The 23110-nt window shown below is 73.4% G+C and carries 22 protein-coding genes; 7 read left to right on the top strand and 15 right to left on the bottom strand.

Annotation, left to right across the window (positions count from 1 at the left end; genetic code table 11):
- Positions 1–82: 82 nt before the first annotated feature.
- Positions 83–583, top strand: coding sequence for a GtrA family protein (locus tag FHR77_RS02875; RefSeq protein WP_167258669.1), 501 nt, complete (start codon positions 83–85; stop codon positions 581–583).
- On the opposite strand, the gene FHR77_RS02870 is transcribed toward FHR77_RS02875, so the two are convergent.
- The 3 genes from FHR77_RS02870 to FHR77_RS02860 are packed head-to-tail and all read right to left on the bottom strand — an operon-like array spanning position 580 to position 3277.
- Positions 580–1884: a UDP-glucose dehydrogenase family protein gene (locus FHR77_RS02870; protein WP_167258667.1), complete on the bottom strand. Its 1305-nt coding sequence runs from the start codon at positions 1882–1884 to the stop codon at positions 580–582. The two genes, FHR77_RS02875 and FHR77_RS02870, sit on opposite strands and share 4 nt — an antisense overlap.
- A 60-nt stretch (positions 1885–1944) precedes the next feature.
- Positions 1945–2508, bottom strand: coding sequence for a PH domain-containing protein (locus tag FHR77_RS02865; protein WP_167258665.1), 564 nt, complete (start codon positions 2506–2508; stop codon positions 1945–1947).
- Positions 2501–3277, bottom strand: coding sequence for a biotin--[acetyl-CoA-carboxylase] ligase (locus FHR77_RS02860; RefSeq protein ID WP_167258663.1), 777 nt, complete (start codon positions 3275–3277; stop codon positions 2501–2503). Before FHR77_RS02860 ends, FHR77_RS02865 begins: the two co-directional genes overlap by 8 nt.
- A 101-nt stretch (positions 3278–3378) precedes the next feature.
- Between FHR77_RS02860 and FHR77_RS02855 the strand changes: the two genes are divergently transcribed.
- Both FHR77_RS02855 and FHR77_RS02850 read left to right on the top strand, forming a co-directional pair.
- Complete coding sequence (locus FHR77_RS02855) at positions 3379–5007, top strand: acyl-CoA carboxylase subunit beta (RefSeq protein WP_167258662.1); 1629 nt, start codon at positions 3379–3381, stop codon at positions 5005–5007.
- Positions 5004–5216, top strand: a complete 213-nt coding sequence (locus FHR77_RS02850) for an acyl-CoA carboxylase epsilon subunit (protein ID WP_167258661.1) — start codon at positions 5004–5006, stop codon at positions 5214–5216. The genes FHR77_RS02855 and FHR77_RS02850 overlap by 4 nt, the downstream gene beginning before the upstream one ends.
- Before the next feature lie 385 nt (positions 5217–5601).
- On the opposite strand, the gene FHR77_RS02845 is transcribed toward FHR77_RS02850, so the two are convergent.
- The 4 genes from FHR77_RS02845 to FHR77_RS02830 form a co-directional block, all read right to left on the bottom strand.
- The gene (locus FHR77_RS02845; RefSeq protein WP_167258660.1) at positions 5602–6663 is read right to left on the bottom strand and encodes a hypothetical protein; all 1062 of its coding nucleotides are present in this window, start codon (positions 6661–6663) and stop codon (positions 5602–5604) included.
- A complete protein-coding gene (locus FHR77_RS02840) occupies positions 6660–7922 on the bottom strand; it encodes a sensor histidine kinase (RefSeq protein WP_167258659.1) in 1263 nt (420 codons plus the stop codon). The genes FHR77_RS02845 and FHR77_RS02840 overlap by 4 nt, the downstream gene beginning before the upstream one ends.
- Positions 7912–8616, bottom strand: a complete 705-nt coding sequence (locus FHR77_RS02835; RefSeq protein WP_056053280.1) for a response regulator — start codon at positions 8614–8616, stop codon at positions 7912–7914. Before FHR77_RS02835 ends, FHR77_RS02840 begins: the two co-directional genes overlap by 11 nt.
- Positions 8617–8697: 81 nt before the next feature.
- Positions 8698–9939: a class I SAM-dependent RNA methyltransferase gene (locus tag FHR77_RS02830; RefSeq protein WP_167258658.1), complete on the bottom strand. Its 1242-nt coding sequence runs from the start codon at positions 9937–9939 to the stop codon at positions 8698–8700.
- 26 nt (positions 9940–9965) lie between these two features.
- On the opposite strand from FHR77_RS02830, the gene FHR77_RS02825 reads away from it, so the two are divergent.
- The 4 genes from FHR77_RS02825 to FHR77_RS02810 all read left to right on the top strand — a co-directional run bounded on the left by FHR77_RS02825 (position 9966) and on the right by FHR77_RS02810 (position 15047).
- Positions 9966–10655 (top strand): Maf family protein, encoded by a 690-nt coding sequence (locus FHR77_RS02825; protein ID WP_167258657.1) that lies wholly within the window; start codon positions 9966–9968, stop codon positions 10653–10655.
- Between the two features lie 79 nt (positions 10656–10734).
- A complete protein-coding gene (locus tag FHR77_RS02820; protein ID WP_167258656.1) occupies positions 10735–12489 on the top strand; it encodes an acetyl/propionyl/methylcrotonyl-CoA carboxylase subunit alpha in 1755 nt (584 codons plus the stop codon).
- 51 nt (positions 12490–12540) lie between these two features.
- Entirely contained in the window at positions 12541–13374 is an 834-nt protein-coding gene (locus FHR77_RS02815) for a purine-nucleoside phosphorylase (RefSeq protein WP_167258654.1), read from the top strand.
- Complete coding sequence (locus FHR77_RS02810) at positions 13371–15047, top strand: phosphohexomutase domain-containing protein (RefSeq protein ID WP_167258652.1); 1677 nt, start codon at positions 13371–13373, stop codon at positions 15045–15047. Before FHR77_RS02815 ends, FHR77_RS02810 begins: the two co-directional genes overlap by 4 nt.
- Before the next feature lie 80 nt (positions 15048–15127).
- Here FHR77_RS02810 and FHR77_RS02805 read toward each other — a convergent pair whose 3' ends face one another.
- The 8 genes from FHR77_RS02805 to FHR77_RS02775 form a co-directional block, all read right to left on the bottom strand.
- Entirely contained in the window at positions 15128–15400 is a 273-nt protein-coding gene (locus tag FHR77_RS02805; protein WP_167258650.1) for a PTS sugar transporter subunit IIB, read from the bottom strand.
- Positions 15397–15885, bottom strand: coding sequence for a PTS sugar transporter subunit IIA (locus FHR77_RS02800; RefSeq protein ID WP_167258648.1), 489 nt, complete (start codon positions 15883–15885; stop codon positions 15397–15399). Before FHR77_RS02800 ends, FHR77_RS02805 begins: the two co-directional genes overlap by 4 nt.
- Position 15886: 1 nt before the next feature.
- Positions 15887–17011, bottom strand: coding sequence for an adenosine deaminase (locus FHR77_RS02795; RefSeq protein ID WP_167258646.1), 1125 nt, complete (start codon positions 17009–17011; stop codon positions 15887–15889).
- A gap of 111 nt (positions 17012–17122) precedes the next feature.
- On the bottom strand, positions 17123–18415 hold the full coding sequence (locus FHR77_RS02790) for a thymidine phosphorylase (protein ID WP_167258644.1): 1293 nt from the start codon (positions 18413–18415) through the stop codon (positions 17123–17125).
- Positions 18416–18524: 109 nt separating this feature from the next.
- Positions 18525–18944, bottom strand: a complete 420-nt coding sequence (locus FHR77_RS15540) for a cytidine deaminase (protein ID WP_341777195.1) — start codon at positions 18942–18944, stop codon at positions 18525–18527.
- Positions 18941–20230, bottom strand: a complete 1290-nt coding sequence (locus FHR77_RS15535; protein ID WP_341777194.1) for an ABC transporter permease — start codon at positions 20228–20230, stop codon at positions 18941–18943. The genes FHR77_RS15540 and FHR77_RS15535 overlap by 4 nt, the downstream gene beginning before the upstream one ends.
- The gene (locus tag FHR77_RS02780; RefSeq protein WP_167258641.1) at positions 20227–21504 is read right to left on the bottom strand and encodes an ABC transporter permease subunit; all 1278 of its coding nucleotides are present in this window, start codon (positions 21502–21504) and stop codon (positions 20227–20229) included. Before FHR77_RS02780 ends, FHR77_RS15535 begins: the two co-directional genes overlap by 4 nt.
- The gene (locus FHR77_RS02775; protein ID WP_167258639.1) at positions 21501–23021 is read right to left on the bottom strand and encodes an ABC transporter ATP-binding protein; all 1521 of its coding nucleotides are present in this window, start codon (positions 23019–23021) and stop codon (positions 21501–21503) included. Before FHR77_RS02775 ends, FHR77_RS02780 begins: the two co-directional genes overlap by 4 nt.
- Positions 23022–23110: the final 89 nt, after the last annotated feature.

Here is a 23110-nt window from a genome sequence, read left to right as displayed (position 1 = left end):
CCCCCGCGGTCGGGCGACGCTGTATCGTCGTCACGGCTCCTGCGAGCCACCCACCATCTTGGCCGATCACCGGGAGAGGCGCATGCGACGACTCGTCGAGCAGCTCCTGCGCTACGGCGCCGTGGGCGGGGTGGGGCTGGTCGTCGACCTCGGCTTGTTCAACCTGCTCCGCGCCACCGTGCTCGACCCGGAGCAGGTGAGCCAGGGCGCCGTCGTCGCCAAGGTGGTCTCCGGCGTCGTCTCGATCGTCGTGGTCTGGGTGGGCAACCGGCTCTGGACGTTCCGGGCGACACGGAGCGACCACCCCGTCCGCGAGGCGGCGGAGTTCTTCGCCGTGGCGCTCGGCGGCCTCGCCATCGGGCTCGCCTGCCTGGTCGTCTCCCACTCGGTGCTGGGCCTCCGGTCGGCGCTGGCCGACAACGTGTCGTCCAACGTCGTCGGGCTCGCGCTCGGGACGGCGTTCCGGTTCACGCTCTACAAGGCCTGGGTGTTCAGCCCCCGTCGACGGGGCCGACGACACCCCACCGCCACGGCGCGGGAGGACCTGGTCGGGAGCACCGAGCCCGCGGAGGCCCGGGGCTAGGGACGCCCGAGGCCCCGCGCGTCGAAGCCCGCCGCGCGCCAGGCACCGAGGTCGAGGACGTTGCGGGCGTCGACGATGCGCCGGCCCGCGACCAGCGAGGCCACGTGCGCGGGCTCGAGGTCGCGGAAGACGCGCCACTCCGTCAGCACGAGGACGACGTCCGCACCGGCCAGGGCCGTGTCCGCGTCGTCGACGTAGGCGAGCTCGGGAGCCACCCTGGCCGCGGTCGCGGTGGCCTCCGGGTCGTGGACCACGACGTCCGCGCCGGCGGCCCGGAGCGCCCGGGCGACGTCGAGCGCCGGCGAGTCGCGCACGTCGTCGCTGTCGGGCTTGAACGCCACGCCGAGCACGGCGACGCGCGCGCCCGCGACGACGCCGAGCATCTCGGCGGTGAGGTCGACCACCTTCCGTCGTCGTCGCAGGTTGACGGCGTCGACGTCGGCGAGGAACGCCAGCGAGTCGAGACCGAGCTCGTCGGCCCGGGCCTGGAACGCCCTGATGTCCTTCGGGAGGCACCCGCCGCCGAAGCCGAGCCCGGCGTTGAGGAAGCGACGGCCGATGCGCGCGTCGTGCCCGATCGCGTCGGCCAGCTGCGTGACGTCGGCCCCCGTCGCCTCGGCGATCTCGGCCATGGCGTTGATGAACGAGATCTTGGTGGCCAGGAAGGCGTTGGCCGACACCTTCACCAGCTCCGCCGTCGCGTAGTCGGTGACGATGCGGGGCATGCCGCTCGCGAGAGGGGTGGCGTACACCTCGTCGAGCAGCCCGGTCGCACGGTCGCCCTCCGGGCCGGGACGGACGCCGTAGACGAAGCGGTCGGGCGAGAGCGTGTCGGCGACGGCGAAGCCCTCCCGGAGGAACTCCGGGTTCCAGGCGAGGTCCGCCCCCGAGGAGGCGCGCACCAGGTCGCCGAGACGGGCTGCGGTGCCGACGGGGACGGTCGACTTGCCCACCACCAGGTCGCCCTCGCCGAGGTGGGGCAGGAGACCGGTGACGGCCGCGTCGACGTAGCGGAGGTCGGCGGCGTGGCTGCCCGCGGTCTGCGGCGTGCCGACGGCGACGAAGTGGACCTGCGCCCCGGCCGCCTCGGCCATGTCGGTCGTGAAGCGCAGCCGCCCGCTCGCGACGCCGCGGGCGAGGACCTCGGGAAGCCCCGGCTCGAAGAACGGCGCCCGACCGGCCGACAGCTCGGCGACCTTGTGCTCGTCGACGTCGACGCCGACGACGTCGTGCCCGAGCTCGGCCATGCAGGCCGCGTGGACCGCACCGAGATAACCGCAACCGATCACAGAGATTCGCATCGACATACCTTATTCCAGTTCGGGCCCGGGCGCCAGTCGGTCGCCCCGCGGCGGGGCGCCTCAGCGGTCGGGGTGGTCGGTCCGCCAGCCCGGGTCGTCTCCCCAGGGCTCCGGCCGCTCGACCGGGCGTCGCCGCACGAGCGGGTCGGACGCCGCCTCCATCAGGTCGTGCAGCGTGGCCTGGACGAGGTCGGCCGACGGCACGTCCCACAGCACGACCGGCCGGTCGAGGCCCGTGCCCACGAGCACGTCGCCGCTGCGGAAGAGGCTCTGCGCGGCGTTCCGACGCACGGTCAGGTCGTAGCCCCGGCTGTGCAGCAGCTCCTGTCGGGTGCGCACGAAGAAGCCGCGTCGGACGATGAGGCGCCGCGTGGTGATGACGGTGTGGCGCCCCAGCCAGACGAGCAGCGGCACCGCCCAGAGCAGCAGGGCGAGGAGCGCGGCGGCTCCGAGCACGGCCCACGTCTGCCACCCGGCCTCGACGACGCCGCTCAGCCACCCGGCGCCGGCGCAGATCGCGATGAGGGCCACCGAGGGCCAGAACAGGACCCGGGCGTGGGGGCGCAGCCGGGCGACCACGACCTCGGGCGGCTGCTGCTCGACCGTCCCCGTCGCGTCACCCATGGCGGACGTGGGTGACGTCGCCCGAGGCCACCGCCCGCTCGGCGCCCGAGGGCGGGCGGACGACGAGCCGGCCGCCCTCGTCGACGGCGACGGCGAGGCCCGTGAGCAGCTCTCCCGACGGCAGCTCCACGCGGACCTCGCGGCCGAGCGTGCTGCACTCGGCGGCCACGCGGGCGTGCAGGCCGGAGGAGACGGCGTCGCCCCCGGCGGCGGCGAGCGCGTCGAACCCGGCGAGCACCTCGGAGACCCAGCCGGCCACGACCAGGTCGGCCAGCGACTCCGCGTCCCCCTCGGCCCCCTCGAGCCGGAGCGACGTGGAGGCGTCGGTGGGCAGCTCGTCGCGGGGCGTCGTGAGGTTGACCCCCGCGCCCACCACCACGGCCGAGGCACCGGGCCGGAGCTCGGCGAGGACGCCGCACACCTTGGCCCCGCCGACCTGCACGTCGTTGGGCCACTTGAGGCCGACCCGGTCGGCGCCCACCAGCGACGCGACGGCCGCGCGCATCGCGACGCCGGCCAGGAGGGGCACCCAGCCCAGCGCGTCGACCGGCACGGAGCCGCGCTCGAGGAGGACGCTGACGGCGACGGTGCGGCCCGGTCGCGCCACCCACCGGCGGTCCAGGCGGCCGCGGCCGGCCGTCTGCGAGAGCGTGGCGAGGACGGCGCCGTGCGGGGCCGAGGCGTCGGCCAGCAGGTCGGCGTTGGTCGACCCCGTCTCGGCGACGTGGACGAGGCGGGGCGAACGGGCGGAGGCGAGCGGGAACGTCACGCGGTCAGCCTAGGCGTGTGAGGACTCCCACAGCGCGGGAGCCGATCGACGTGCGACGAGCTCCAACGGCCGGGGAGCGCCCGCTGGGTAGAGTGAGGCGCGTGACTTCCGACACCACCCGCCCCGAGGCCGACGGCCCGGCGGCCCCCCAGCCCGACCTGCGGACGACGGCGGGCAAGCTCGCCGACCTGAAGACCCGGTACCACGAGGCCGTGACGGCGAGCGGCGAGGCCGCCGTCGCCAAGCAGCACGCCAAGGGCAAGATGACCGCCCGCGAGCGCATCGACGGGCTCCTCGACCCCGGGTCGTTCGTCGAGCTCGACGAGTTCGTCCGCCACCGCACCCACGCCTTCGGCATGGAGGCCAAGCGCCCCTACGGCGACGCCGTCGTCACCGGCACGGGCACCATCCACGGCCGCCAGGTGGCGGTCTACTCGCAGGACTTCACGATCTTCGGCGGCTCGCTCGGCGAGGTCGCGGGCGAGAAGATCATCAAGGTGATGCAGCTGGCGCTGAAGACGGGCGTTCCGATCATCGGCATCCTCGACAGCGGCGGAGCGCGCATCCAGGAGGGCGTCGTCGCCCTCGGCAAGTACGGGGAGATCTTCCGGCTGAACACCGCCGCCTCGGGCGTCATCCCGCAGATCTCGCTCATCATGGGCCCGGCCGCGGGAGGCGCGGTGTACTCGCCCGCGCTGACGGACTTCGTCATCATGGTCGACAAGACGAGCCACATGTTCGTCACCGGCCCCGACGTCATCAAGACCGTCACGGGAGAGGACGTCGGCTTCGAGGAGCTCGGCGGCGCGCTCACCCACAACAAGGTCAGCGGCGTCTCGCACTACCTCGCGAGCGACGAGGACGACGCCCTCGACTACGCCCGGTCGCTGCTCTCGTACCTGCCCGACAACAACCTCTCGGAGCCGCACGTCTTCGACCGGCCGGTCGAGCTCGAGACGACGGACGCCGACCGCACGCTGAACACGCTGATCCCCGACAGCCCCAACCAGCCCTACGACGTCACGACGGTGATCGAGCACGTCGTCGACGACGGCGAGTTCCTCGAGGTCCAGCCCCTCTTCGCCCCCAACATCGTGATCGGGTTCGGCCGCGTCGAGGGCCGCTCCGTCGGCGTCATCGCCAACCAGCCCTCGGCCATGGCCGGCACGCTCAACATCGAGGCGGGCGAGAAGGCCAGCCGGTTCGTGCGCTTCTGCGACGCCTTCGGCATCCCCATCCTCACGCTCGTCGACGTCCCCGGCTACCTGCCGGGCACCGACCAGGAGTGGACGGGCGTCATCCGCCGCGGGGCCAAGCTCCTCTACGCGTACGCCGAGGCCACCGTGCCGCTGGTCACCGTCATCACGCGGAAGGCCTACGGCGGGGCCTACATCGTCATGGGCTCCAAGCAGCTCGGGGCCGACATCAACCTCGCCTGGCCGACCGCCGAGATCGCCGTCATGGGCGGCCAGGGCGCCGTCAACATCCTCTACCGGGGCGAGATCAAGGCCGCCGAGGCCGCCGGCGAGGACGTCGCGGAGGTACGGGCCCGACTGGCGAGCGAGTACACCTACAACGTCGCCAGCCCGTTCCTGGCCGCCGAGCGCGGCGAGCTCGACGGCGTCATCGAGCCGGCGGCCACCCGGGTCTCGGTCATCAAGGCACTCCGGGCCCTGCGCACCAAGCGGGCCGAGCTGCCGCCCAAGAAGCACGGGAACATCCCGCTGTGAGCGACGTCCTCCGCGTCGTCGCCGGGTCGCCGACCCCCGAGGAGCTCGCCGCCGTCACGGCGGTCCTCGCCGCGGTCGAGGCCGAGACCCGGAGCCGGCGCGACACCGAGGCCGTGCCGGCGAGCCCCTCGGAGTGGTCGTCGCGGGCCCGGGTCGTCCGTCGGCCGCTCCCCCGCGGCGCGGGCGCCTGGCGCAGCCCCGTCCGCTGACCTCGCGGGGCCAGCCGACGTACCCCGTCCTGTCCCCCGGTCGAGTCGGCCCCCGCACGGTCGGGCAGGGCGAGATCCGCGTGGCCAGTGCTCCCGAACGGGGGTAGACCGACCTATCGTCCCCTCGGTGTCCCCCTAAATGACGACTGTGCGCACCCTGGGTCGACCGGCATAGTCATCAGTGCTAGGTGTCTCTCTCTGAGTAGCACCGCCGATCGAGGGTCGACTAGGGTAAGCAGGTTCCTCGACCGGGGGCGGGTCAGGGCGGTATTCGGGTTACCGCCCTGACCCAGTGACGTTCCCCAGGAGGGCCGGACTCATCGTCCGGCCCTCCTTCTTCGTCCGGTGCCCGACGGGTGCGTCGGCGGCGACCCGGCCGTGCCCGCTAGGGCGTCGCCTGCTCCGGCACCGAGCGCGGGATCTGCAGCCAGAGCTGGACCTCGTCGCCGTCGTCGTCCTCGTCGGCCTCCGCCGCGACTCCTCGCCCGAGGGCGCTGGAGCTCAGGTCGGCCGAGCCGAGGCCGACGACCGTCACCGCGTCGTCCCCTCCGCCGGAGGCCGTCCGGATGATGATGCGGTCGGCGGAGGAGCCGTGGAGAGCCTCGGCGAGCGCCTGGTGGATGCGTCGCAGCTCCCGGGCGTCGAGGTCGTCGATGCCGCCCTCGTCGAGCAGGCTGACGACGGCGCCGCGACGCCGGGCGGCCATGACCTCACGCCGCACGTCGTCGTCGAGGAGGCGGCGGCCGCGGATCTCGTCGCGGATCGCGCCCTCGAGGTGGAGGCACTCCTGCCGCTGCTCGGGCGTGAGGTCGCCGCCCTGGGCCACGATCTCCTGCAGCATCGGCCGTGCGGTGCGGCTGGTCTGGAGCAGGCGGTACTGACGTTCGTTGACGTGGGCCTCCTGGGCGGCCTGCCAGTCCGCCGCTTCGTGCTCGGCGAGGATGAACTCGCGCGTCTCCCGCCCGGCACGGGTCAGGGTGGCCGTCATCGCGTGCGCGAAGGCGACCCACGAGACGCTGCCGACGACACCGAGGTCGGCGACGGCGCCGAGCCCGCCCCAGGTCACGCCGTGGACGGCCATGAAGCCGACCCCGAGCCAGGCGAACCCCTGGCGGCGACGGGTGGCGACGATGACCATCAGCGTGCCGATCGCGGCGACGTACCAGGTCGCGTAGCCGTTCTTCTGCGACGGGTCGAGCTGCGACGTCACGAGGAGCGGCATGACGACGCTGACGGCCAGCGCGAACGCGGCGAGCCAGACCGGCATGCGCGCGCGGCCCGAGGGCCAGAGCACCATCACGGTGACGACCACGTAGACGACCATGCAGGCCACGACGGGCCACGGGTCGTCGAAGCGGTCGAGGCTGACGGCGGCGAGGACGAGGTGGTAGCCGGAGAAGACGGCGGCCAGCAGGACGATCAGCCAGCGCGGGACGCTGACCCTCACGACACGGCCTCCTCGCGGGCGGCGTCGGCGGGGCCGACGACGTCGCCGCTCGGCCAGGCGAGGCGCACGACGGTGCCCTCACCCGGGCGCGAGTCGATGCAGGCGAGCCCGCCCGCGTTCGCGAGCCGCTCGACGATGGAGACCCGGACCCCGAGGCGCCCCTCCGGCACGTGCCCGGGGTCGAAGCCCCGCCCGGTGTCGCCGACCTCGACGAGGGCTCCGCCGGTCTCGGTCCACTCCACCGTCACCCAGCGTCGGACGTCGTCGCCGCCGGCGTGCTGGCAGCTGTTGACGACGGCCTGGACGGCCGCGCTGTAGAGCGCCTCGGCCGCCGGCGAGGGGATGCCGTGGCCGTCGATGCCGCGGGTGCTGACCTCCACGTCGGCGCCCATCTCGCTCGTGACGACGACGAGCCGGTCGCGCATGGAGCCGAGGGTCGTCGCCGACTCGTCGAAGGGAGTCTGGCTCGCCGCGCTGGAGAGGTGCGCCACCGCGTTCCGCGCCATCGAGGTCGCGAGGACCTTCTCCTCCGCGCTGTAGGCCCGCGCCGCCTGGATGAAGGTCGTCAGGACGCTGTCGTGCACGATCGCGTCGACCTCGACGCGCTCGAGCTCGGTCGCGTGCTCGCGGATCGCGTTCGAGTACCGCGCCACCGCCGTCGCCTGGGCCGCGTCGACGTTGGCGCTGGCCTGACGGAGGATCAGGACGAGGATGAGCACGGCGCCGCCGAGCAGCACGGCGTAGACGGAGTCGAGGGCGGCACGGGAGACCGTCGCCCCGCCTCCCGAGGGCGTCAGCCGGATGAGCCCGTAGACCAGCGGGGCGACGAAGAGGTAGCCGGTCGCGATCCAGGCCGAGAAGGCGAAGGCGGCCGCCGCGGTGGCCACCGTGCAGAGGTACCAGAGCCAGGGCACGGAGGGCTGCACGACGCTCGGGTCCTGGACGGCCAACGGCCAGGTGATGAGGGCGATGAGGTAGGCGACCGCGACGAAGGCGCTGGCCGTCTCGACGCCGCGGACGAGGAGGCTGGCCACCCCGATGGCGACGAAGCCGCCGAACATGGCCAGCCCGATGATCCAGGCCCACGCGACCTGCATGCTGCCGATCTGGGCGAGCATGCTCGGGAAGGCCTGCAGCCCGAAGATCAGGCCCGCGAGCGCGATGACCCGGCCGAGGACCTTGTCGAAGAGGGCCTGGCTGATCGGGTTGCGCGAGGCGCGGGGCGGGGCGGGAGCGGTGAGCGCCCGCTCAGCGGCCATCGCCGCCGTCCGCGTCGAGGCCCGGCAGGATGCCGTCCTCGACGGCGCGACGCAGCAGGTCGACCTTGGTGGGTGCCGGGCGGCCGACCTCGACGTACTTGACGCGGATGCGGTCGAGGTACTCGCGGGCCGTCGAGTAGCCGATGCCGAGCTGCTGGGCGGCGAGCTTGAGCGGGAGGCCCGAGGCGTAGAGGTGGAGGATCTCGCGCTCGCGCCGACCGAGCTGGGCCTTCGCGAAGTCGCGGTCGGCGTCGATCGCGCTCGCCCACTCGAGGTTGTTCAGCACGTCGCCGCGGGCGACCGTGGCGACGGCGGCCATCACGGTCTTCGTCGCCGACGACTTCGGGATGACGCCGGCCGCGCCCGCCGCGAGCGCCTCGCGGACGCTGGCGACCCGGTCGGCGATGCTGTGCACCAGGACGGCCGAGCCGGTGGCCTGGACGCGCTTGACGTTCTCGGTGACCGTGGAGCCGTCGCCGAGGGAGAGGTCGAGCACGACCACGTCGACCTCGCGGCCGGCGAGCGCCTCGACGAGCTCCTGGACCCCCGCGGCCGTGAGCACGACGTCGAAGCCCTCGTTCTGGCACGCGGCCTGGATGCCGAGGCGCACCGACTCGTGGTCGTCGACGATGGCGACCCTCACGGGCGGAGCGGGCGGGGGCGAGACCGGAGCGTCGGTCGTGGCGTCAGTCACGGTGGGTCCTTCTGTCGGCGTGCGGCCGGTCCCTGATCCCGGCCGTGCACGACGCCATCGTATCCGCCCGGGGCCGCCGCGTCAGCGTCGACGCAGCTGCACGACGGTCTCGACGTGGTGCGTGTTCGGGAAGAGGTCGAAGGCCCGGAGACGGACGGCGTCGTAGCCCGCGTCGCGGAACAGCGCGACGTCGCGGGCGAGGGCGACCGGGTCGCAGGCCACGTAGACGACCTGGGCGGGCGACAGCTCGCCGAGGGCGGCGACGACCTCCTTGCCGGCGCCCGAGCGGGGCGGGTCGAGCACGACGGTCGCGGCCCGCGCGCGGTCGCGCTCGGCGGCGGTCGCGCGGTCGGCGCGCTGGCGGACCCAGCGCTCGACACGGCCCGTCTCGGCCGAGGCCCCGAGCCACTCCGCGAGGTTCTCCGAGGCGTGCTCGGTCGCGCGCTCGTCGCTCTCGACGCTCGTCACGCGGACGGAGGGGCCGAAGGCGTCGCCGAGCGCGGCCGCCAGGAGGCCGACGCCGCCGTAGAGGTCGAGGTTGTCGGCGCGCGGGTCGAAGAGGTCGACGTCGACCATCTGCTGCACGGCGGCCGTCAGGGTCGCCGCGGCTTGGCGGTGCACCTGCCAGAAGCCCCGATCGTCGAGGCGGAAGCTGCGGTCGCCGACCGTCTCGGTGATGGTGCTGGGCGCCTGGCGCCCGATGACGAGGCGCGCTCCCCCGACGCTCGGCGCGAGGACGTCGACGTGCTCCTCGCCGACGAAGGCCTCGCCGAGGGGCGCGGCGGCGGCCACCTCGTCGGTGGCGAGCGGCAGGTCCCGGACGGGCACGACGCGGTGCGAGCGCGCCGCGTACTGGCCGGGTCGACCGTCGGCGTCGAGGTGCAGCCGGACGCGCGTCCGCCAGCCCGTGCCCCGGCGCTCGTCGTCGCCCGGCAGGGCCTCGACCGTGACGGTCGCCTCGGCCTCCGGCAGGCCGCCGGTGCGCACGAGCGCGTCGCGCAGCACCTGCGACTTGAGCTCGCGCTGGTGGGCGAGGTCGACGTGGCCGAACTCGGCGCCGCCGGCCCGGTCGACCGGGTCGACCTCGAGGGCGGCGGCGGACCACACGTGCGCGCGCCGGTGCTCGCTGGCCTCCACGACCGACACGGTGTCGGCGCGCCAGAACGACTTCTTCTTGTCGTCGGTGACGCGGGCGACCACCTTCTCGCCCGGCAGGGTGTCGCTGACGAACACCACGCGCCCGTCGAGGCGCGCCACCGAGATGCCCCCGTGTGCGATGCCCGTCACGTCCAGTTCGACCTCGCGGCCCAGCATGTCTCCCATGCGTCGAGTCTGACAGGCTGGCGGGCATGACCGTCGCGCTCTACCTGGCCAGCACCTCCCCCGCCCGCCTCGCCCTCCTCCGGGCCGCGGGCGTCGAGCCCGTCCTGATCAGCCCCGGCGTCGACGAGGACGCCGCGGTGGCACGGGCCGAGGAGGAGGCGGGGCGTCGCCTGACGGCCTCCGAGACCGTGTCGCTCCTGGCCCGGGCGAAGGCCGAGGCCGTGCTCGACGTGACCGTCGACGGTCGCCCGCTCGACGGTCTCGTGCTCGGCGGCGACAGCGCCTTCGAGTTCGACGGCGAGGTGCACGGCAAGCCGCACCTGCCCCGGCTCGCGCTCGACCGCTGGCGCCGCATGGCCGAGGTGGGGCACGGCACGCTCTGGTCGGGCCACTGGCTGATCGACCACCGGGGAGGCGCGCCGCGGGCCACGGAGGAGCACCCGTCGGGGGGCGCGGGCGCCGTCGCCTCCGCCGACCTCACCTTCGCCGACGACCTCGACCCGGCCGAGCTCGACGCCTACGTGGCCACCGGGGAGCCCCTCGAGGTGGCCGGCGCCTTCACCATCGACGGCCGGGCCTCCGCCTTCATCGGCCACATCGAGGGCACCCCGAGCGCCGTCGTGGGGCTCTCCGTGCCGGTGCTCCGCTCGCTCGTGCGCGGCTTCGGCGTCGGCTGGCAGGAGCTCTGGACCTCTCCGACCGGGGCGTCCTCGTAGGAAGCATCACGCGCCTCCCGCGTGTTCTTGTGCACGTCAGCCAAAGAAAAGGGTCGACCGCGCAATAGGGTGAGGAACTATGCCTCGTATCAGCAAGGTCCTCATCGCCAACCGTGGAGAGATCGCCGTCCGCGTGATCCGGGCCGCCCGCGACAGCGGCATCGGCTCCGTCGCCGTCTACGCCGACCAGGACCGCGACGCCCAGCACGCCCGCCTCGCCGACGAGGCCTACGCGCTCGAGGGCACGACGAGCGCCGAGACGTACCTCGTCATCGACAAGATCCTCTCCGTCGCCCGCCGCTCGGGGGCGGACGCGGTGCACCCGGGCTACGGGTTCCTCGCCGAGAACGCCGACTTCGCGCGCGCCGTCACGGCCGCCGGGCTCGTCTGGATCGGGCCTTCGCCCGCGGCCATCGAGCAGCTCGGCGACAAGGTCAGCGCCCGCCACATCGCCGAGCGCGTCGGCGCCCCGCTCGCCCCCGGCACGCTCAACCCGGTCTCCGGGGCCGACGAGGTGCTCGAGTTCGTCGACCAGCACGGCCTCCCCGTCGCCATCAAGGCGGCGTTCGGCGGCGGCGGCCGCGGCCTCAAGGTCGCCCGCACCCGCGAGGAGGTCCCCGAGCTCTTCGAGTCGGCGACCCGCGAGGCCGTCGCCGCCTTCGGCCGCGGCGAGTGCTTCGTCGAGAAGTACCTCGACCAGCCCCGGCACGTCGAGACCCAGTGTCTCGCCGACCAGCACGGCAACGTCGTCGTCGTCTCGACGCGCGACTGCTCGCTGCAGCGCCGTCACCAGAAGCTCGTCGAGGAGGCGCCCGCGCCGTTCCTGACGGAGGCCCAGGTGGAGGCCCTCTACAGCGCGTCGAAGGCCATCCTCCGCGAGGTCGGGTACGTCGGGGCCGGCACCTGCGAGTTCCTCGTCGGGAAGGACGGCACCGTCTCCTTCCTCGAGGTCAACACGCGCCTCCAGGTCGAGCACCCGGTCTCGGAGGAGGTCACCGGCATCGACCTCGTGCGCGAGCAGTTCCGCCTCGCCGAGGGCGGCGTGCTCGAGTACGGCGACCCGGTGGCCCGCGGGCACTCGTTCGAGTTCCGCATCAACGGCGAGGACGCCGGGCGGGGCTTCATGCCGGCTCCGGGCCCCGTCCACGTGTTCTCCGCCCCGACCGGGCCCGGCGTCCGCGTCGACAGCGGCGTCCAGGCGGGTGACGAGATCAGCGGGTCGTTCGACTCCCTGCTGGCCAAGCTGATCGTCACCGGAGCCACCCGCGAGGAGGCCCTCGAGCGGTCGCGCCGCGCCCTCGACGAGTTCACGGTCGCCGGCCTCCCCACCGTCCTGCCGTTCCACCGCGCCATCGTGCGCGACCCCGCCTTCGCCCCGGCCGACGGGGCGCCGTTCTCGATCTACACCCGCTGGATCGAGACCGAGTTCGAGAACGACATCCCCGCCTGGAGCGGCGAGGCCGAGGCGCCGCGCGCGCTCGACGAGCGCACCACCGTCGTGGTCGAGGTCGGCGGCAAGCGCGTCGAGGTCTCGCTGCCGGCCGGTCTGGGCGCCCGCACCGCGCCTCCCGCCGCCGCTCCCCGCCGGCGCTCCGGCGGGTCGACCGTCGTCACCGCGACGGGCTCGCAGGTGACCTCGCCGATGCAGGCCACCGTCGTCAAGCTCGCCGTCGAGGAGGGCCAGTCGGTCGTCAAGGGCGACCTCGTGCTCGTGCTCGAGGCCATGAAGATGGAGCAGCCGGTCGCGGCCCACCGCGACGGCGTCGTCTCGGGCATCTCGGCCGCGGTCGGCCAGACGGTGTCGTCGGGCCACGTGCTGCTCAGCATCGACTGACGCCCGCGGAGGCGCCCCCCGGCCCGGGGAGCAGACCCTAGAGTGGAGCGCATGTCCGAGACACCCACGCACCCCCTCGACGACCCCGCTGCCGACCCGTTCGAGGTCGCCCGCACCGCCGCTGCCGACATCGCCCGGGCCACCGGCGTCGAGCGCCACGACATCGCCCTCACGCTCGGCAGCGGCTGGGCCGCGGCGGCCGACCTGATCGGCGAGACCGTCGCCGAGGTGCCCGCCACCGAGATCACCGGCTTCAGCGCCTCCGCGGTGGTCGGCCACACCGGCTCGATCCGCAGCATCCTGCTGCCGAGCGGCAAGCACGCCCTCGTCATCGGCGCCCGCACGCACTACTACGAGGGCCACGGCGTCCGCCGCGTCGTCCACAGCGTCCGCACCGCGGCCGCCGCCGGCGCGACCACGATGATCCTCACCAACGGCGCGGGCGGCATCAAGGAGACCTGGAAGCCCGGCAGCCCCGTGCTGATCAGCGACCACATCAACCTGACCGCCGACTCCCCCCTCGAGGGCGCGACCTTCATCGACCTGACCGACCTCTACTCGGCGCGGCTCCGCGAGCTCGCCAGGGGGATCGACCCCTCGCTCGACGAGGGCGTCTACACGCAGTTCCGCGGGCCGCACTACGAGACGCCCGCCGAGGTGCAGATGGCCAAGGCCATGGGCGGCCACATCGTCGGGATGTCGACGGCCCTCGAGGCCATCGCCGCCCGCCAGGCCGGCATGGAGATCCTCGGCATGTCGCTGATCACCAACCTCGCCGCGGGCATCCAGAAGGAGCCGCTGTCGCACCAGGAGGTGCTGCAGGCGGGCCGCGACGCCGAGGCCGCCATCAGCGACCTCCTCTCGCGCATCGTGGCGGCCCTGTGAGCGGCGACGCGACCGCCGGGCTCCTCGCCGACGCGCAGGCCTGGCTCGACCAGGACCCTGACGAGGTCACCCGGGCCGAGCTCGCCGCGCTGCTGACGGCGGTGCGGTCGGGCGACGACGGGGCGGCCGCCGAGCTGCGCGACCGTTTCGACGGCCGCCTGCAGTTCGGCACGGCGGGCCTCCGCGGCGCCCTCGGGGCCGGCCCGAACCGCATGAACCGCGTGCTCGTGGCCCAGGCGGCGGCGGGCTTCGCAGCGTTCCTGGTGGGCCGTGAGGCCTCGCCGTCGATCGTGATCGGCTACGACGGCCGGACCAACAGCGACGTCTTCGCCCGCGACACGGCGGAGATCATGGCCGCGGCGGGCGTCTCCGCCACGCTGCTGCCCCGGGCGCTCCCCACCCCCGTGCTCGCCTTCGCCGTGCGGCACCTCGACGTCAGCGCCGGCGTCATGGTGACCGCGAGCCACAACCCCGCCGCCGACAACGGCTACAAGGTCTACCTGGGCGGTCTCGACGCCGGGTCGCAGATCGTGTCGCCGGTCGACGCGGAGATCGCGGCTCTGATCGAGGAGGCGGCGCGTCGCCCGGTGTCGGAGATCCCCCGCTCCGACGACCACCGACAGGCCGGCGACGACCTCGTCGGCGAGTACGTGGCCCGCACCGCGGCCCTCGCCGGCACCGCCGCGTCGGGGTCGCAGCCTCGCGTCGTCTACACGGCGATGCACGGCGTCGGGTGGGAGGTCGCGCGTCGCGTCTTCGCGACGGCGGGCTTCACCGAGCCCGTGCCCGTCGCCGAGCAGTCGGCGCCCGACCCCGCCTTCCCCACGGTCGCCTTCCCGAACCCGGAAGAGCCCGGTGCGCTCGACCTGGCCTTCGCCACCGCCGACCGCGTCTCCGCCGACCTGGTCATCGCCAACGACCCCGACGCCGACCGCCTCGCTGTCGCCGTGCCGGGGCCCGACGGGTGGCGGCGCCTGACCGGCAACGAGGTCGGGGCGCTGCTGGGCTGGCGTGCCGCCGAGCGAGCCCGCCGGGACGACGTCGACGGCACCCTCGCCGCGAGCATCGTCTCGTCGCCGGCCCTCCGCGAGGTCGCCCGCCGCTACGACCTCGACTACCGCGACACCCTGACCGGCTTCAAGTGGGTCTCCCGCGTGGGCGGCCTGCTCTACGGCTACGAGGAGGCGCTCGGCTACCTGGTCGACCCGGCCAAGGTCCGTGACAAGGACGGCATCTCCGCCGCCGTCGAGATCCTGGCCCTCGCCACCGAGCTGCACGGCCGGGGCTCGAGCATCGCCGAGCACCTGCGCGACTTCGACGCGGAGTTCGGCGCCTTCGCCTCGTCGCAGATCTCGCTGCGCGTCGACGACCTGGAGCGCATCAAGGAGCTGACCACGCGACTCCGCCAGTCGCCGCCCCGCCAGGTCGGCACGCGACGGGTCGACCACGTCGACGACTTCATCGACGGCTTCGGGGAGTTCCCCGCCGGCGACGTGCTCCGCTTCTGGTTCACCGACGGCTCGAGGGTCATCGTGCGCCCGAGCGGGACGGAGCCGAAGCTCAAGGTCTACATCGACGCGTCGAGCACCGACGGGGAGGCCCCGGCTCGCCGGGCCGCCGCCGAGGCGGCCGTGGCCGACCTCGACGCGGGCATGCGCGCGTTGCTCGCCTAGTCCACCACGAGACGAGCACGGAGGCCGCTCCCCTGAGGGGGGCGGCCTCCGTCCGTGCGTCCGTGCCCGGACCGGCCCCGTCAGCCGAGCGACCGCTGCAGCTTCTCGGTGAGCTCCTGCTGGTCGAAGTGGTTCTGGATGACGATGACGTCGGCGAAGGTCTGGCCGATGGCCTCGACGAACTCGGCGGAGGTGAGGATCACCTGGGCGTCGTCCGCGACGCCGGCCAGGGAGCCGATGTCGGCCGCGACGACGTCCGCCTCGATGTCGAGCTTGGCCAGGACGCGCTCGGCGTTGACCTTGAGGATGCCGCTGCTGCCGATGCCGACGCCGCAGATGGTCACGATCTTCACGGGGAGCCCTCCTCGGGCGTCGAGCGGCCGCCGTCGGCCGAGGCGGGGGCGCCGAGCAGCTGCCGGACCTCGTCGGCGGAGGCCGCGCCGGCGAGGGCGGGGATGACCGACGCGTCGTTGAAGACGTTCGCGATGTCGGCGATCGACTCGAGGTGACCGCCCACCGACCCCACGGCGAGGCCGAGCACGACGCTCACCGGGTCGTTGTGCGGGTGCCCGAAGGCCACGGGAGCCGCGAGGGTGACCACGGCGAGGCCGTCACGCAGCACGAGGTCGTCGGGCCGGGCGTGGGCGAGCGCGAGGCCCGGCGCGATGACGACGTACGGACCGTGCTCGTCGATCATCCGCACCATCTCGTCGCCGTAGCCGGGCAGCGCCGACCCGGAGGCGACCAGGGCGTCGGCCGCCGCGTGCACCGCCGCACGCCAGTCGGTGACGGGCGCGGCGATGACGACGGCGGAGTCGGGCACCGGGGGCAGCGTCACGTCAGACCGCCTCGAACCCCGCCGTGATGCGGTCGGCGAGCTCGTCGCGGTCCTCCAGCGGGAGGAAGCTCGACGCGGCGGCGTTGAGCTGGAACGCGAGCAGGTCGTCGAGGCCGTAGTCGAAGGCCTGGGCCAGCAGCGCGAGCTCCTTGCTGAGGCTCGTGTCGCTCATCAGGCGGTTGTCGGTGTTGACCGTGACCCGGTAGCCGAGCTGGTAGAGCAGGTCGAAGGGGTGGTCGTCGAGGTCGGTGCCCCAGGCTGCGATCGCACCGGTCTGGAGGTTCGACTGCGGGGAGAGCTCGAGGGCGATCTCACGGTCACGGACCCACGACGCGATCGGGCCGAGCTCGACCGTGGTCTGACCGCCGCGCGCCTCGACGACGCGGATGTCCTCCGCGAGGCGGACGCCGTGGCCGAGGCGCAGGGCCCGACCGTCGAGCAGGGCGCTGCGGATGCTGTCGAGGCCGTCCGCCTCGCCGGCGTGCACGGTGACGGGGAAGAACTCCCGGGCGAGGAGGTCGAAGGCGGGGCGGTGGGCGCTGGCGGGGAAGCCCGCCTCGGCACCGGCGATGTCGAAGCCGACGACGCCGTTCTCGCGGTGGCGCACCGCGAGCTGGGCGATCTCGAGCCCACGGTCGGCGTGGCGCATGGCCGTGATCAGCTGACCGACGGAGATGTCGTGGCCCTGGCCGGAGAGCTCCTCCACGGCCTGGTCGATGCCCGCCTGGACGGCCTCGACCGTCGCGTCGAGCGACAGCCCGGCGGTGAGGTGCTGCTCGGGGGCCCAGCGGACCTCGCCGTGCACGACGCCGTCCGCCGCGAGGTCGAGGACGAACTCACGGGCCACGCGGTTCAGGCCCGCCTCGGTCTGCATGACCGCCGTGGTGACGTCGAAGGTCGCGAGGTAGTCGGGCAGGTTGCCGGAGTCGGCGCTCTCGACGAACCAGCGCTCGAGGGCCTCCGCGTCGCCCCCGACCGGGAGGTCGTAGCCGATCTCGTCGGCCAGCTCGATGATCGTCGAGGGGCGGAGCCCGCCGTCGAGGTGGTCGTGCAACGACACCTTGGGGAGGGAGACGATGCTGGGGCCGCCGTCAGGCAGTCGGTAGTCCTTGTCCGGAGCGCTCATGGGGACCAACCTACCCGTGCGCGGGCCCCCGACCCTGGACGACCACGGCGAGCCAGCCGTGCACGCGTCGGGCACGCCCGGCGCGCCGGCTGGACGCCGCCGGAGCCGACGTCAGGAGACGCGCTCGGCCACGATCGGGCCGCGCGTCGTCCGCTCGTCGCCGATGCTCCAGGCGCCCTGCACGGCCTCGAGCGCACGGTCGAACCGCGCGGGCTCGTCGGTGTGCAGCGTGAACAGGGGCTGGCCCGCCGTCACCGCGTCGCCCGGCTTCGCGTGCAGCTCGATGCCGGCCGCCGCCTGGACCGGGTCCTGCTTCCGGGCCCGGCCCGCGCCCAGGCGCCAGGCGCCCACGCCGAAGGGCAGCGCCCGCTGCTCGGTGAGGTACCCGCTGCGCTCGGCCGTCACGACGTGGGTCTCGCGCGCGGTCGGCAGCGCCGCGTCCGGGTCGCCGCCCTGGGCACGGATCATGGCCTTCCAGGCGTCCATCGCGCGGCCGTCGTCGAGCGCGGCCTCCACGTCGGCGTCGGGCTGGCCGGCGAGGGTCAGCATCTCGCGCGCCAGCGCGACGGTGAGCTCGCGGATGTCGGCCGGGCCGCCGCCCGCGAGGGTCTCGACGGACTCGCGCACCTCGAGGGCGTTGCCGATCGTCAGGCCGAGCGGCACGTTCATGTCGGTGAGCAGGGCCGTCGTCGCGACCCCGGCGTCGGTGCCGAGGTCGACCATCGTGCGGGCGAGCAGGCGCGACTGCTCGATGTCCTGGATGAAGGCGCCCGAGCCGAACTTGACGTCGAGCACGAGGGCCGCCGTGCCCTCCGCGATCTTCTTGCTCATGATCGACGACGCGATGAGGGGGATGCACTCGACCGTGCCGGTGATGTCGCGGAGCGCGTACAGCTTGCCGTCGGCCGGGGCGAGGCCCGAGCCGGCCGCGCAGACGACCGCGCCGCTGTCGGCCATGATCTCGCGCATCCGCTCGTTCGAGATCGACGCCTGCCAGCCGGGGATCGACTCGAGCTTGTCGAGCGTGCCGCCCGTGTGGCCGAGGCCCCGGCCCGAGAGCTGCGGCACGGCGACGCCGAACGAGGCCACGAGCGGGGCGAGCGGCAGCGTGATCTTGTCGCCCACTCCCCCGGTCGAGTGCTTGTCGACGGTGGTCCTGCCGAGGCCGGCGAAGTCCATCGTCTCGCCGCTGCGGATCATGGCCAGGGTCATGTCGCGGATCTCGCGGCGCTCCATGCCGTTGAGGAAGATCGCCATGGTCAGTGCCGACATCTGCTCGTCCGCCACGTACCCGCGCGTGTAGGCGTCGATCAGCCAGTCGATCTGCGCGGTGCTGAGGGCGCCCGACCCGCGCTTGACGCGGATCAGGTCGACGGTGTCGAAGGGCTCGACGGTGGTGGTCATGGGGTCTCCTCAGCGGTGGCGGCGTCGTTCCGGAGGTGTCTCGCCGGCCCCGGAACGACGCCGGACGGAGGGCGGGGCGAGGAGGCGCGGTGCACGCCCCGAGGGGCGCCTACGCCTGCGAGGCGCGGAACTCCTCGAGCTGGCGCGGCCCGAACGCGTCGGGGATGACCTCGTCGATCGTGCGGAAGCCCGAGACGGTGTCGAGCACCATGGAGGCGTCGGAGTGCTCGTAGAGCAGCTGCCGGCAGCGGCCGCAGGGCATCAGCACGTCGCCGTTGCCGTCGACGCAGGCGAAGGCGACGAGCCGCCCCCCGCCGCCCATGACGAGGTCGGTGACGAGGGAGCACTCGGCGCAGAGCGTGATGCCGTACGACGCGTTCTCGATGTTGCAGCCCGAGACGAGCCGGCCGTCGGTCGTGAGGGCAGCCGCCCCCACGGGGAACCTCGAGTAGGGGACGTACGCCTTGGACATGGCCGCCCGGGCCGCGGCCCGGAGGGCCTCCCAGTCGGTGGACTCGACGACGCTCACGACTTCACGTACGCCTTGCCGGAGGCGGCCGGGCCGCGCGACTGGCCGACCAGCCCCGCGACGGCGAAGATCGTCACGACGTAGGGCAGCATCAGCATGAACTCGCTCGGCACCGGCGAGCCGATGGCCCCGAGCACGTTCTGGAGGTTCGACGCGAAGCCGAACAGCAGGGCCGCCAACGTGGCCTTGATCGGGTCCCACCGGCCGAAGATCACGGCGGCCAGGGCGATGAAGCCCGCGCCCGCCGTCATCTCCTTCTGGAAGTTGCCGAGCGAGCCGAGGGTGAAGTACGCCCCTCCCAGGCCCGCGATCGCGCCGGCGAGGGAGACGTTCCAGAACCGGGTCGCGTTGACCTTGATGCCCACGGTGTCGGCGGCCTGCGGGTGCTCGCCGACGGCGCGGAGGCGCAGCCCCCACCGGGTGCGGAAGAGACCGTAGAAGACCACGGCGATCGCGACGTACATGAGGTAGACGATGATCGTCTGGCGGAAGAACACCGGCCCGATGATCGGGATCTGGCTCAGGCCGGGGATCGGCAGCTGCGGGAACCGGACGCCCTCGTTGAGCGCCTCCGACTTCGTGAGCACCTGTGAGTACAGGAAGCTCGTGAGGCCCGTGACGAGCACGTTCAGCACGACGCCGACGATCACCTGGTCGACGACGTAGCGGATGCTGAACACCGCGAGGACCATCGAGACGAGCACGCCCGCGACCATGGCCGAGGCGAGGCCGACGACGGCCGACCCGGTGGCCGAGGCCACCACGGCCGAGACGAAGGCGCCGGCGAGCAGCTGCCCCTCGATGGCGACGTTCACGACGCCGACCCGCTCCGAGATGACGCCGCCCAGGGCTCCGAAGATGAGCGGCGTGCTGAGCGCGAGGGCTCCGAGCAGGAGGCCCGGCACGGGGATCGTCGCGTCGGCGCTCGTCCAGGTGAGGAAGGCGACGAGGAAGACGACGCCGAACACGCTGACCAGCCAGATCGGCACCCGGGAGGCGCGGACGGCCAGGAGGAACGCAGCGACGGTCAGCAGCACCAGCACGACGGTGAGGACGACGCCCGTCGCGGCGGACGGCAGCACCGCGTCGGGCAGGGCGAAGAAGTCGGTGGGCGTCGAGAGGCGGAAGGTGCTCCGGCCCTCCCGCTGCAGGCCGACGAAGAGCACGACGGCGATGACCGAGAAGACCGCGAACGCGATCGGGGCCTTGAAGCTGCGCGTGACGGCGCGGGCGAGGCCGGGCGTGGGCGCGGCGGGAGCCGCGACGTCGGGGGTGAGGGTGCTCACTTGGTGACCACCGCCTCCTTCTTCGAGGCGCGGGGGGCCCTGCGGGCACCCGGCGCGGGCAGACGGAAGATGCTGCGGACGAGCGGCGGGGCCGCGACGAACAGCACGATCAGGGACTGCACGACGAGCACGATGTCGATCGGCACGCCGTTGGCCGCCTGCATCGAGTAGCCGCCGGCCTTGAGGGCGCCGAAGAGCACGCCGGCGCCGAAGACGCCCCACGGGCGCGAGCGACCGAGCAGCGCGACGGTGATGGCGTCGAAGCCGATGCCGGCGTCGATGCCCGCGGTGAAGCCCGTGGTCAGCGTGCCGAGCACCTGCGTCGAGCCCGCGACGCCCGCCAGCGCGCCGGAGATCAGCATGGCGTACAGGTAGATGTTCTTGACGTCCATGCCGGCCGTGCGGGCAGCGTGGGGGTTCTCGCCCACCGCGCGGAACCGGAACCCGAGCGTCGACCGGTTGATCAGCCACCAGACGACGGCGGTCACGACGATCACCATGATGAAGCCCCAGTTGAGGTTGTAGCGGGCCCCGAAGAGGTCGGGCAGCACGGCGCTCGGGAGCGTCGCGGGCGACTTCGGGTTCGGGCTGCCCGGAGCCTGGAGGAGGCCCGGCGTGCGCAGGGCGAACGAGATCAGGTAGAAGGCGATGTAGTTGAGCATGATCGTGAGGATCACCTCGTGCGCGCCCGTCCTGGCCTTGAGCAGGCCGACGAGCCCGCCCCAGACGGCGCCGCCGGCGATGCCGGCCAGGAGCGCGAGGGGCAGGTGCACCGCGAGCGGCAGGTCGAACGAGAAGCCGACCCACCCCGCCGCGCCCGCCGCGACGAGCATCTGGCCGCGCGCGCCGATGTTGAAGAGGCCGACGCGGAAGGCGAGGGCGACGCCGAGCCCGGCCGCGATCAGGGGCACCGAGTAATTCAGGGTCTCGGTCAGCGGGCGGATCCCGGCGGCGAAGCCGTCGACCCGGAAGTTGTAGACCGCGCCCTGGAAGAGCGAGGAGTACGCCCCGCCCACCGTGCGGCCGAAGGCCTGGAAGAAGTCCGTCGGCCGCGACGCGAAGTACCCGAGGGTCGACTGCACCGTGGGGTCGGTGAAGCCGATCAGCAGGCCCGAGACGACGAGGGCGAGCACGACGGCGAGGACCGAGATGGCGGCGTTGCCGGTCGTGATCTCCCGCAGGAGGCGCGACCCGCGCGGGTCGCCGGGTCGCGTCTCCGGGGCGGCCGGGCCGCCCGCCGGGGTCGGGGTGGTCGTGGTGGTGGCGTCGCTCACGCTGCCTGCTCCGTTCCGTGCGGCGTCTCGCCGGCCATCATGAGCCCCAGCACGTCGCGGGGGGTGTCGGCGGGGACGATGCCGATGATCGAGCCGCGGTACATCACGGCGATGCGGTCGGCCAGGGCCACGACCTCGTCGAGCTCGGTCGAGACGACGATGACGGGCACGCCCTGGTCGCGCGTCTCCACGATGCGCTTGTGGACGAACTCGATCGACCCGACGTCGATGCCGCGGGTGGGCTGGGCGGCCACGAAGAGGCGCAGGTCGCGGCTCAGCTCGCGCGCGAGCACGACCTTCTGCTGGTTGCCGCCCGACAGGCGCCCGGCCGGAGTGGTGATGCCCTGGGTGCGGATGTCGAACTCCCGCACCTTCTCGACCGCGAAGGCGGCCAGCTCGGCGAGGCGCAACGAGCCGCGCTTCACGAACGGGCCGGACTGGGAGCGGTCGAGCATCAGGTTCTCGGCGACGGTGAACTCGCCGACGAGGCCGTCCTCGTTGCGGTCCTCGGGGACGAAGCCGACCCCGGCGTCGAGCACGCGGCGGACGCTCAGGCCCGTGATGTCGCGCCCGTCGAGCGTGACGCGCCCCTCGACCCGGCCCTGGAGGCCGAGGATCGCCTCGGTCAGCTCGGTCTGCCCGTTGCCCTGGACGCCCGCGATGGCGAGCACCTCGCCGCGGCGCACCTCGAACGAGACGTCGTCGACGACGACCTGGCCGATGGGGTCGAGCACGCGGAGCCCCTCGACGACCAGGGCGGCCTCGCCCGGGGCGGCGGGGGCCTTCTGGACGGTGAGCTCCACCGCACGGCCGACCATGAGCGACGCCAGCTCGGCGTTGGTCGCCGTGGGCTCGGCCTCGCCGACGACCTTGCCGAGGCGGATGACGGTGATGCGGTCGGCGACCTCGCGCACCTCGCGCAGCTTGTGGGTGATGAAGACGATGCCCGTGCCGGCGTCGCGGAGCTGGCGCATGATGACCATCAGCTCGTCGGTCTCTTGAGGGGTGAGCACGGCGGTCGGCTCGTCGAAGACGAGGACCTCGGCGTCGCGCGACAGCGCCTTGACGATCTCGACGCGCTGCTGCACCCCGACCGGGAGCTCCTCGACGACGGCGTCGGGGTCGATGTCGAAGCCGAAGCGCCGGGAGATCTCGCGCACCTTCGCGCGGGCGGCCTGCAGGTCGAGCCGCCCGCCGGGGCGGGTCTCCTCGTTGCCCAGCATCACGTTCTCCGCCACGGTGAAGACGGGGACGAGCATGAAGTGCTGGTGGACCATGCCGATGCCCGCCGCCATGGCGTCGCCGGGGCCGGAGAACCGCTGGACGACGTCGTCGAGCAGGATCTCGCCCTCGTCGGCCTGGTACAGGCCGTAGAGCACGTTCATGAGCGTCGACTTGCCGGCGCCGTTCTCACCGAGGAGGGCGTGGATCTCGCCCGGCTCGACGGTGAGGCTGATGTGGTCGTTGGCGGTCAGTGCGCCGAATCGCTTGGTGATGCCCTGGAGCTCGAGCTTCATCTCGTCAATCTACCTCGGGTGTAGGCGTGGGAAGGGCCCGGGCCGAACGGTGGAGACCGTCCGGACCGGGCCCTCGATCAGGCAATGCT

This window comes from Frigoribacterium endophyticum (genome assembly GCF_011759585.1).
In the GTDB taxonomy this organism is placed as follows: Bacteria; Actinomycetota; Actinomycetes; order Actinomycetales; family Microbacteriaceae; genus Frigoribacterium; species Frigoribacterium endophyticum.
The sequence above is the reverse complement of the archived record's forward strand: the minus strand, read 5'-3'. Positions and strand labels throughout refer to the sequence as shown.